The sequence below is a fragment of the Thermus kawarayensis JCM 12314 genome (genome assembly GCF_055393575.1).
Genome location: NZ_AP043756.1, coordinates 1762265 through 1771928, shown reverse-complemented (window position 1 = coordinate 1771928; position 9664 = coordinate 1762265). Strand labels below are relative to the sequence as shown.

Below are 9664 nucleotides of genomic sequence, written 5' to 3'. Positions count from 1 at the left end.
AGTTTAAAGGCCCTGGGCCAGGATGTAGACCCCCATGGCCACCAGGAAGAGGGCGAAGCCCCGCTTCAGGCCCTCCTGGGGCAGGCCCACGGCGACCCTCCCCCCGAGGAAGCTCCCCAGGGTGCCCACCAGGATAAAGAGCCCCGCCACCGGGTAGTTCACCGAAAGGCCCAGGGCGGGGAGGAGGTGGAGGTACTTGTAGAAGCCGGCGAAGGACTTCATGGCGATGATGAGGAGGCTCGTCCCCACGGCGAGGTGCATGGGAAGCCCCCCCAGGAGGACCAAAGCGGGCACGATGAGGAAGCCCCCGCCCACTCCCACGAACCCGGTGAGGGCGCCCACGAAAAGGCCATCCAGGACGATCTTCCAGGGCTTGCGCTTCCCCGGCGTTGTGCGCAAGGGGGTGGGCCTGGCCATGAAGTAGGCGGCGAGGACCATGACCAGGGCGAAGGTGAGAAGCTGCACCTCCCCGGAGACGAACTGGGAGAGCCATGCCCCGAGGTAGGTGCCCGCCATGCCGGGTAGACCGAAGAAGAGGACGTTCCGGAAGTCCACAAGCCCCCTCAGGGCGTAGGGGACCGCCCCCAGAAGGGCGATCCCCCCCACGATGAGGAGGCTTTCGGCGATGGCCTGCTTGGGGGGCTCCCCCAGGAGGTAGACCAGAACGGGCACGGTGAGGATGGACCCCCCCGAGCCCAGAAGCCCCAGGGAGAGGCCCACGAGCAGGGCGCCGAGGAGGGCCAGGGTCATCGCTCCACCGGGAACCCCGCCCCCATCCAGGCGTAGGTCCCCCCTTCCAGGTTGTAGACCTTCTCTCCGGGGAAGCCCTGCTGCACCAGGAAGTCGGCGGCCACCCCGGAGCGGTTCCCCGAGTTGCACACGAGGAGGATGGGCCGGTCCTGGGGGAGCTCGGAAAGCCTCTGGGGCAGGGTGGAAAGGGGGATGTTCACGGCCTTGGGGAGGTGGCCTTCCCGGTACTCCCACTCCTCCCGCACGTCCACCACCAAGGCCTCCTCCAAAAGCCTCGCCGCCTCGTGGGGCCCCACCTCCTTAAAGGGGGTGGCGGCGTAGCCCACCTCCACCGGGGTGGTGTCCACGGGGAGCCCCGCGCGGTACCAGCGGACGATGCCCCCCTCCAGGTTGTAGACCCCCGTCCACCCCTGGGCGCTGAGCCAGGCCGCCGCCTGCCAGGAGCGGTTGCCCGTGCGGCAGTAAAGGACCACGGGCTGGTCCTTGGGGATCTCGCCGTGGCGGGCCAGGAACTCGGAGAGGGGGAGGAGCCTGGCCCCCGGGATCCTGGCCTGGGCGTACTCCTCCACCTCCCGCACGTCCACGAAGAGCACGCCTTGGTCGTATAGCCTTTTGGCCTCTTCCGGGCTTAGGTCCTTGACCTGGGTCTCGTACATGGCTGGCCTCCTTCAGGCCTCCACCAGCTCCTCGCCCTTCACCACCGGGTAGCCCGCCTCCTGCCAGGCCCGGATCCCCCCGGTGAGGTTGAGGGCGTTCCTCAGGCCGTGGGCCAGGAGGGCGCTGATGGCGGTGCTGGAGCGGTCCCCGCCCACGCAGTGGACCAGGAGGGGCCGGTCCTTGGGAAGCTTGTCCAGGTGGGCCAGGACGCGGCCGGCGTGGAGGTTCAGGGCCCCGGGGATATGCCCGGCCAGGTACTCGTCCCTCCCCCGGACGTCCAGGATGACGGCGCTCCCCTTTGCCCAAAGCTCCCTGGCCTCCTTGACGGAGATCTGGGGGACGGTCTCCAGCTCGCCCTGGGCGTAGCCCTCAAGCCCCGGGATGTACCCCACCACCTCGTCCAGGCCGATGCGAACCAGGGCCCGGGTGAGCCTCTCCACCTCGCTGGGGTGGGCCAGGAGGACGAGGGGCTGGCCGTAGGGGAGGAGCCACCCCGCCCAGGTGGTGAAGTTCTTCCCGGCGGGGATGTTGATGCTCCCGGGGAGGTGCCCCCCGGCGAAGGCGAACTTGTCCCGGGTGTCTACCAGGATGGCCCCCTCTCCCAACCAGCGCGCGAACTGGGCCGGGGTGAGGCGGCCCGGGTGGGGGATGCCTCCCAGGATGGGCATCCCGTCCCGGTTGAGCCGCTTCATCTCCTTGAAGTAGGTGGGGGCCTCGGGCTGGCCCTGGAGGAGGGCCCGCACGAAGCCTTCCTCGTCGTTCTTCTCCAGGTACTCCGCCCACCAGGCGTGGCGGCGCTCGTAGCCCACGGTGGTGGCGGGAAGTGCCCCAAGCGCCTTGCCGCAGGCCGAGCCCGCCCCGTGGCCGGGCCAGACCTGGACGTGGTCGGGAAGGGTGAGGAACTTCTCCTGGAGGCTTTGGAACATCCGCCTGGCCCCGGGGACGGCCGTGCCCTTGATCCCGGCCGCCTCCTCCAGGAGGTCGGGCCGCCCCACGTCCCCCACGAAGACGAAGTCCCCGGTGAGGAAGAGGAGGGGCTCCTCGGTCACCGCCCCGTCCGCCACCAGGAAGGAGAGGTGCTCGGGGGTGTGGCCCGGGGTGTGGACCGCCCGGACGCGGATGTTCCCCACCCCAAACTCGTCCCCGTCCTTGAGGAGGACGTGGGGGAAGCCCTCCAGGTTCTTGTACTTCCAGTTCTCGTCCCCCTCGTCGGAGAGGTAGAGGGTAGCCCCCGTGGCCTTGGCGAGCTCCCGGGCCCCCGAGAGGTAGTCGGCGTGGATGTGGGTCTCGGCGATGGCGGTGATGCGGAGGCCGAGGCTCTGAGCGAGCTCCAAATAGACGTCCACGTCCCGCCTGGGGTCCACCACCAGCGCCTCCCCGGTGGCGGCGCAACCCAGGAGGTAGCTCATCTGGGCGAGCCCTTCTTCGTAGATTTGGCGGAACACCATGGCTTTACCTCCTAGATGGGACCTTTGTCCCTACGGCCCAAATATACCCCACGGGGGTAATGGGTGTCAACCGCCCCCAAAGTCTCCCGGGCCCCTGTACGTTGACGGCCACCCCTGCTATAGTGTTTGAAGGACCTACCCCTACGGGGGTATCCGGGAGGAAACATGGCGCTACTAGGACCCAAGGAACAGGAAATCGTGCGCGAGCGGCTCGCTAACCTCACCCGGGACGTGGAGCTGGTGCTCTTCACCGACACCTCCACCCTCATCGCCCCGGGCAGGGAGCCCTGCATGTACTGCAAGGAGACCAAGCAGCTTATGGAGGAGCTTTCTGCCCTCTCCGATAAGCTCCACCTGGTGGTCTACGACCTGGCCACCCCGGAGGGGAGGGAGATAGCCCAGGCCTACAAGGTGGAGGCCGCCCCCACCCTGATCCTCCGGGAGAAGGGCTCGGAGGCCCTCAACCTCCGCTACCGGGGGATCCCTGCGGGCTACGAGTTCGCAAGCCTCCTGGAGGACATTGAGATGCTGGGCCGGGACGGCCACGGCCTGCCCGAGAACGTGGTCCAGGAGCTCAACAACCTCCCCGAGGAGGTGGTCCTCCAGGTCTTCGTCACCCCCACCTGCCCCTACTGCCCGCAGGCGGTGCGCACCGCCCACCGCATGGCCTACGCCTCCCCCAAGGTGTGGGGCGAGATGATTGAGGCCAACGAGTTCCCCGAGCTTTCCAACCGCTACCACATCCACGGGGTGCCGGACACGGTCATCAACCACGGCAAGGAGCGCATTCTCGGGGCCCAGCCCCTTTCCCAGTTCCTCCAGGCCATCCGTAAGGCCGTGGGGGTGAAGGCCTAGCATGACCCGCCGCGCCCTTCTTGGCTTCAAGGTAGCTTCGCTGATCCTCGCCCTCCCCTTGGTCCTCGCCGCCTGCGGGCCCAAGGGGAGGTACCAGAACGTGGCCCCGGAGGAGCTTTACCGGGCCCTGGGGTCCGGGGCGGTGGTGGTGGACGTGAGGACCCCGGAGGAGTTCGCCCAGGGGCACGTCCCCGGGGCGGTGAACCTGCCTTTAGAGGCCGTGGCCCAGTGGGCCGACACCCTGCCCAAGGACCGCCCCGTCTACCTCTACTGCCGTAGCGGAAACCGCAGCCAAAAGGCGGCGGAGTACCTGAAGAACAAGGGCTACACCAACCTCTACAACGTGGAGGGCGGGGTGCTGGCCATAGAGCGGGCGGGGTACCCCTTGGTCCGGTGATGGACGCGCTTCAGGTGGGGCCCTTCGCCCTGCCCTGGGCCAGGGTGCAGGTGGCCCTGGCCCTTCTCCTCCTGGTGGGGGTGGCGGAGGTCCTGGCCCGGCGGGTGGACAAAAGGCTTTCCCCCTGGGCCCAGGGTGCCGTTCTGGTGGGGCTTTTGGGGGCGCGGCTTGGTTTCGTTCTGGAAAATGCTTCCGTTTACGCCAGGGACCCCCTTTCGGTCTTCTACTTCTGGCAAGGGGGGTTTGACCCCTGGTGGGGTATTTTGGCAGGAGGGGGGTATACGCTCATGACCTTGCCCAGACACCTTTGGCGGTACGCCCTGGGGGCGGCCCTGGCGGCGGGGCTGGTGGCGGGGGTCCTCTTCACCCGTCAGGGGAGGGTGGAGGAGGGGCGCCTTCCCGCCCTGATCCTGTCCACCCTGGGCGGGACGGAGGTGAACCTGGAGAGCTTCCGGGGGAGGCCCGTGGTCCTCAACGCCTGGGCCACCTGGTGCCCGCCCTGCCGGAGGGAGTTGCCCATGATGGCCCGCCTCGCCCAGGAGAACCCCGGGGTCCACTTCCTCTTCGTGAGCCAGGGGGAAGGCCCATTGGTGGTGCGGCAGTTTCTGCAGGAGAGGGGCCTCGAGGTCCAGTGGGTCCTCCTGGACCCTGAGACCCGTCTCTCCCAGGCCCTGGGCATCCAGGGGCTACCCACCACCTTCTTCTTTGACGGGGAGGGGAGGCTGGTGGCCCGGCACCTGGGGGAGCTTTCCGAGGCCCTCCTTCTGGGCTACCTCCGGGCCCTCCGCTAGGCGCTGGCGGAAAGCAGGGTCTCCTTCCCTTCCACCAGGGTCTTCAGGTGCACGGGGCGGCCCCAGAGGCGGTGGAGGTTTTCCAGGACCGCCTGGGTCCGCTTGAGGTCCAGCCCCACCCCCTCGTAGGCGTGGACCAAAAGGAGCTCCCCGCGGTTTTGGTAGTTGGCGTCCACCAGCTCCACCAGGGGGTAGCCCAGGTTGGTGAGGCGGAAGAGGAGGGCCCTCTTGGCCTCCTCAAAGCGGGGTAGGTCCTCGGGGGAAAGGAGGCCGCGCCTTAGGGCGAACTCCGGCGCCAGGAACTCCTCCAGGAAGCTCAGGTCGGTGTAGACCGTGCGCACCTGGAAGAGCTTCCGCCGCCCCTCCCCCGTGGGCTTCTCGTAGCGGAGCCTTTCCCCCAGGGGGAGGGCCTCGTACTCGGGGCCAAAGCGCCCCTTGTCCCAGCGCTCCTCCACCTCCTGGAGGAGGAGGTAGCCCAGGCGGTAGGGGTTCAGGCCGTGAGGGGCGAGGAGGCCTGCCTGCATCTCGGCGAACTCCAGGGCCTCCTCGGGGGTGAGGAGGGGGAGGAGGAGCCTCGTGTGCCAGTAGGTGGCCCAGCCCTCGTTGAGGATCTTGGTGGCCCCCTGGGGCACGTAGTACAGGCTTTCCTCCCGCAGGATCTCCAAGATGCCTTTCTGCCAGGGGGCCAGGGGGGCGTGCCGGGCCAGGAAGCCCAGGATGTCCCGGGTGGGCTTGGGGGGCAGGGGTTTGGGGCTTGCCCCTTCCTCCGCTTCCTTGGGGGGCTCGGGGGGCGGGTTCACATAGGGGTCCAGGTAGGGGCGTACGGGAAGGCGCCTTTGGGGTTCCGCCCCCTCCTCTTCCTCCAGGGGCCTTTGGATGTAGGGGGCGTGGGGGTCAATGAGGTTCTCTAGGGAGAGGGCCATGTCCAAGAACTCCTCCACGCTCCTCGCCCCGTGGCGCTCCATGGCCCTTTCCACATAGGCGGCGTGGTGGGCCATCTCCGAGAGCATGTCCTTGGGGATGGGCTTGAAGGCCAGGTTGTTGTGGAAGAAGTCGGCGTGGGCGTAGACGTGGGCCATGACCAGCTTCTGGGCCAAGAGGGTGTTGCCCTTCAAGAGGTACGCCTGGACGGGGACGGTGTTCACCACCAGCTCGTAGATGCGCCCAAGGCCATAGCGGTAAAGCTCCCGCTGGCGCAGGTACTCGCTCCCCCACCGCCAGTGGGGGTAGCGGCGGGGGAACCCCCCGTAGGCGGCCAGCATGGCCATCTCCTCGGGTCCCACCTCCTCAAAGAGCACCGGGGCAAAGCTCAGCCCCTCGGCCTCCGCCCGCTCCTTCAGCAACTTGGCCCAGCGGCGTAGCTCCCTCTGCACCCTACCCTCCCAGAAGCCGCCTTAAGGCGAGGGGCAGGTCCTCCCGTCCCCGGACCTCCGTGAGGGCCAGCCCCTCCCGCCCCCCCAGGGCCTCCTGCACCTCCTCTAAGAACCGCCCCTGGCCGTAGGGGCCCTGGACCTGGGCGTAGCCGTAGAGGGCGAGGGAGGGGAGGAGGCGGCTTAGGGCCTCGAGGGCCAAGGGCGTGTCCCCTTGCCAGTTCTCCCCGTCGGAGAAGTGGTAGAGGTAGCGGTTGTAGAAGGCCTCGGGGTAGCGCTTGAGGATCTCTTCCGCCAAGAGGAGGGCGCTGGAAAGCCTGGTCCCCCCGCCCTCCCGGGCCTTGAAGAACTCCTCCTCGGGGACCTCCCAGGCCTCGGCGTCGTGGAGGAGGTAGCGCCTTTCCAGCCGGGGGAAGTGCCGCTTGATCCAGAGGGTGATCCAGAAGGAGAGGGTCTTGACGAGCTTAAGCTCCTCCTCCCGCATGCTCCCGGAGACGTCCAGGGCGAAGACCACCACTGCCTGGGCGTGGGGGACGGGCTTGTGCCTGGGGGCCTTGTAGCGCAGGTCCTCCCGCTCGGGCACCAAGAGCGGGTCCTCCGGCCGGTACTCCCCGCTTTGCAGGGCCCTTTTCAGGCTCTCTCTAAGGGTGCGGCGCACGTGGCGGAGGCCCCTTGGCCCCTTGCGGGCGATGGTGGTGTGGCGGAGGGCCTCCTCCGTGACCTCCCCCTCCCCCTTGGGCCTGAGGCGGGGAAGCCTCAAGGCCTCTCCCATGAGGTCCAAGAACTCCTCCAGCTCCAGCTCGGCCACCGGGATGTGCCCCCCGGGGCCCAAGGCCTCCTCCCCGGGCCCCCCCAGGCCCAGGCCTTCCCCCAGGGGCTCCCCGTAGACGATCTTGGGAACCTCCAGCTGGGGCAGGGGGATGGAGACCACCCGTCCCTCCACCTGGCCGAAAAACTCCTCCCGGGTCAGGAACTCCCGGGCCCGCTTTTTCACCTCCCCCCGGACGATCTCCTTGAAGCGCAGCAGGTCGCGCTCTATGGGCCTCATTTTTCGCTCCGGGCGAAGAGGGAGGCGGCGAACTCCAAGACGCCGCTGGCGCAGTGCTCGCAGTAGCCGTGGTCGCGGATGAGCCGGGCCTTCACCACGTCAATCTTGGCCTGGGTCTCCGGGTCCACCACCCCCGAGACCAGAGCGGAGAGCCTTATGGTGTCCTTCTGGTCGTCAAAGAGCTTGAGCTCCAGGGCACGGCGCAGGCGGTCGTTGTCCTTGTAGGTGAACTGCCGCCCCTCCAGGGCCAGGGCCCCAATGTAGTTCATGATCTCCCGGCGGAAGTCGTCCTTGCGGGACTCGGGGATGTCAATCCTTTCCTCTACGGAGCGCATGAGGCGCTCGTTGGGGGGCTCGGGGGCCCCGGTGTAGGGGTTTTTCACCTTCTCCCCCAGGACGTAGGCCTTCACGTGGTCAATGTAGTTGTGGAAGAGGCGGTTTAGGGCCTCCTCGTCGGCGGCGATGGCCCTTTGCACCTCGTTCTTGACGATCTCGGCGTACTCGGCCTTCACTTCCTGGAGAAGGGCCCGGTAGCGCTCCCTTGTCTTCTCCTCGGCGATGAGGGAGTGGTGCTTGAGGCCCTCCTCCAGCTCGTTCATCACCATGAAGGGGTTGATGCAGGGCTCCTCGCTGGTGACGAGGACGTTAGAGATCTTGTCCTGGATGTAGCGGGGGCTGATCCCCTCCAGGCCTTCCCGCTTGGCCTCCCCCATGAGCTCCCGCACCGCCTCCTCCGTCCAGCCGGGGAGGAGCTTGCCGTCGTAGAGCTTGAGCTTCTGCATGAGGGTGAGGCCCGCCCGCCTCGGGGGCTCCAGCCGGGTGAGCACGGCCCAGGTGGCGGCCATCTCCAGGGTGTGGGGGGCGATGTGCTTGGCCCGCGCCTTGGCGAAGTCCCTCTGGTAGATCTTCACCTCGTCGGACACGCGGAGGATGTAAGGGACGTCTATCTTGATGGTGCGGTCCCGGAGGGCCTCCATGTACTCGTTGGCCTGGAGCTTGCGGTACTCGGGTTCGTTGGTGTTGTGGCAGACAATGCTCCCCACGCCGCAGATGAAGTTGTGGAGGCCCTCGCAAGCGATGTCGTAGACCCATTCGCCCCCGGCGGGGCGGTGGAAGAGGCGGTGGGTGTACCGCTTGTGCCGGCCCCCCGGCTTGCCCTCCCCGGAAACATAGCGGATCCGGTAGGCGGGGGCTTTTCCGGGCCTGGGGTAGAAATAGACGCTGTAGTCGTGCCCCAGTAGGCTCAGGAGCACCCCCACCTGGGCGGCCAGCATGGGGGAAATGGTCTTGAACTCCCCATAAAGCCGCCGGTAGTCCTCGGAGCCCTTCTGTTGCTCTTTGCTCAGCCGCCGGGAGCCATCGATTTTAAGGAGTTCTTCCCAAGCGTGTTCCAGGTAGGGGCGAGGAAGGGCGAAGAGAAAGTCGGGGAGGCGTTTTTGCGCTGCCCCCTTGCCGCAGTGATGCTCGGCCAAGACCCGGATAGCTTCGGCTCCCAGGTAAAGCCGCCAGGCGGAGTCTCGCTTGGAGCCCGAGTGGATGTAGCCCTTGGCGTCGGAGATCCGCTCGTAGGCGGCCTTGACCCGCTCCAGCTCCTCCCGGTTGGCCGAGGAGATGACGATGCCCCCGTTGCGGGCGTTGCCGTGCCCTTCGGTGGCGTACCAGATGAGGACGGTGAGGAGGGCTTTCAAGTCCTCCTCGTCCTGGGGCAGGTGGTAGCGGGCCTTCAGGGCGGTGGCGTGGCGGGGAAGGGCCAGCCGGGCATACCCCGGGGGGATGGGACGGGTGAACCGGCGGGCGGCCAGGGCCAGGGCGAGCTCCTCCTCCGCGGCAAAGCCCGGTATACCCTCCACCACGTCCACCATCCGGGGCGGAGGGACAAGAGGGGTGGGCAGGTGCCTTAGGCCCAGCATCTCCCGTCCCTCCTCGGGGTAGAAGACCCGCCCTTCCCGGTCGTAGAGCGAGTGGTTGGGGGTGGTTTCCACTACCCCCCACTTCTGGGCCGAGGTGAGGAGTTCCCCGTGGAAGGGGTGGCGGTAGAGGCCCAAGACCTTGGTCCAGCGGACCTCCTTGCCTTCGGTGTCGTAGGCCAGCACCTCCAGACCCTCAGGGTCCTTGCCAAAGCGCTCGTAAAGCCCCTCCAGCGTGGTCCAGCCGAGCCTCCCCCGGTGCCGGTAGAGGATGGGGGTCCACCCTGCCACGCTGTGGCCTAGGATGATTTCGTCTATGTCCGTCTGGGCGAACTTCTTGGACTTGATCTTGTGCTCCTGGCTCGCCGTGAGGAGGTCGTAGAGGAAGGCCACGTCCAGCTTGAGGATCTCTGATGAACTCCACCAGGCCCCGGTTGGCGA

9 protein-coding genes are annotated in these 9664 nt (G+C 67.6%); 3 read left to right on the top strand and 6 right to left on the bottom strand.

Translation table 11 applies throughout. The features are described 5' to 3' along the window. Positions 1-3: 3 nt before the first annotated feature. The 3 genes from ACZ5RK_RS09785 to ACZ5RK_RS09775 are packed head-to-tail and all read right to left on the bottom strand — an operon-like array spanning position 4 to position 2855. Positions 4-750 (bottom strand): sulfite exporter TauE/SafE family protein, encoded by a 747-nt coding sequence (locus tag ACZ5RK_RS09785; RefSeq protein WP_464909009.1) that lies wholly within the window; start codon positions 748-750, stop codon positions 4-6. Continuing rightward, on the bottom strand, positions 747-1406 hold the full coding sequence (locus ACZ5RK_RS09780) for a rhodanese-like domain-containing protein (protein ID WP_464909008.1): 660 nt from the start codon (positions 1404-1406) through the stop codon (positions 747-749). Before ACZ5RK_RS09780 ends, ACZ5RK_RS09785 begins: the two co-directional genes overlap by 4 nt. 12 nt (positions 1407-1418) lie before the next feature. Further along, the gene (locus ACZ5RK_RS09775; protein WP_464909007.1) at positions 1419-2855 is read right to left on the bottom strand and encodes an MBL fold metallo-hydrolase; all 1437 of its coding nucleotides are present in this window, start codon (positions 2853-2855) and stop codon (positions 1419-1421) included. Between the two features lie 165 nt (positions 2856-3020). On the opposite strand from ACZ5RK_RS09775, the gene pdo reads away from it, so the two are divergent. Genes pdo through ACZ5RK_RS09760 form a run of 3 tightly spaced genes read left to right on the top strand, consistent with a single transcriptional unit; the run spans position 3021 to position 4898 of the window. After that, on the top strand, positions 3021-3710 hold the full coding sequence (gene pdo / locus ACZ5RK_RS09770; protein ID WP_464909006.1) for a protein disulfide oxidoreductase: 690 nt from the start codon (positions 3021-3023) through the stop codon (positions 3708-3710). 1 nt (position 3711) lies between these two features. Then, positions 3712-4107: a rhodanese-like domain-containing protein gene (locus ACZ5RK_RS09765; protein ID WP_054647359.1), complete on the top strand. Its 396-nt coding sequence runs from the start codon at positions 3712-3714 to the stop codon at positions 4105-4107. Further along, positions 4107-4898 carry a TlpA family protein disulfide reductase gene (locus ACZ5RK_RS09760; protein WP_464909005.1) on the top strand — a complete coding sequence of 264 codons (792 nt, stop codon included), beginning with the start codon at positions 4107-4109 and terminating at the stop codon, positions 4896-4898. The genes ACZ5RK_RS09765 and ACZ5RK_RS09760 overlap by 1 nt, the downstream gene beginning before the upstream one ends. On the opposite strand, the gene ACZ5RK_RS09755 is transcribed toward ACZ5RK_RS09760, so the two are convergent. Genes ACZ5RK_RS09755 through ACZ5RK_RS09745 form a run of 3 tightly spaced genes read right to left on the bottom strand, consistent with a single transcriptional unit; the run spans position 4895 to position 9616 of the window. Next, the gene (locus ACZ5RK_RS09755) at positions 4895-6271 is read right to left on the bottom strand and encodes a SpoVR family protein (RefSeq protein WP_464909004.1); all 1377 of its coding nucleotides are present in this window, start codon (positions 6269-6271) and stop codon (positions 4895-4897) included. The genes ACZ5RK_RS09760 and ACZ5RK_RS09755 overlap by 4 nt on opposite strands. Position 6272: 1 nt before the next feature. Continuing rightward, positions 6273-7316, bottom strand: a complete 1044-nt coding sequence (locus tag ACZ5RK_RS09750; protein WP_464909003.1) for a DUF444 family protein — start codon at positions 7314-7316, stop codon at positions 6273-6275. Further along, positions 7313-9616, bottom strand: a complete 2304-nt coding sequence (locus ACZ5RK_RS09745) for a serine/threonine protein kinase (RefSeq protein ID WP_464909002.1) — start codon at positions 9614-9616, stop codon at positions 7313-7315. The genes ACZ5RK_RS09750 and ACZ5RK_RS09745 overlap by 4 nt, the downstream gene beginning before the upstream one ends. Between the last annotated feature and the right edge of the window lie 48 nt (positions 9617-9664).

Coding starts and splice junctions, on each gene's coding strand:
- ACZ5RK_RS09785 (WP_464909009.1), bottom strand. CDS start 750: ATGACCCTGGCCCTCCTCGGCGCCCTGCTCGTGGGCCTCTCCCTGGGG.
- ACZ5RK_RS09780 (WP_464909008.1), bottom strand. CDS start 1,406: ATGTACGAGACCCAGGTCAAGGACCTAAGCCCGGAAGAGGCCAAAAGG.
- ACZ5RK_RS09775 (WP_464909007.1), bottom strand. CDS start 2,855: ATGGTGTTCCGCCAAATCTACGAAGAAGGGCTCGCCCAGATGAGCTAC.
- pdo (WP_464909006.1), top strand. CDS start 3,021: ATGGCGCTACTAGGACCCAAGGAACAGGAAATCGTGCGCGAGCGGCTC.
- ACZ5RK_RS09765 (WP_054647359.1), top strand. CDS start 3,712: ATGACCCGCCGCGCCCTTCTTGGCTTCAAGGTAGCTTCGCTGATCCTC.
- ACZ5RK_RS09760 (WP_464909005.1), top strand. CDS start 4,107: ATGGACGCGCTTCAGGTGGGGCCCTTCGCCCTGCCCTGGGCCAGGGTG.
- ACZ5RK_RS09750 (WP_464909003.1), bottom strand. CDS start 7,316: ATGAGGCCCATAGAGCGCGACCTGCTGCGCTTCAAGGAGATCGTCCGG.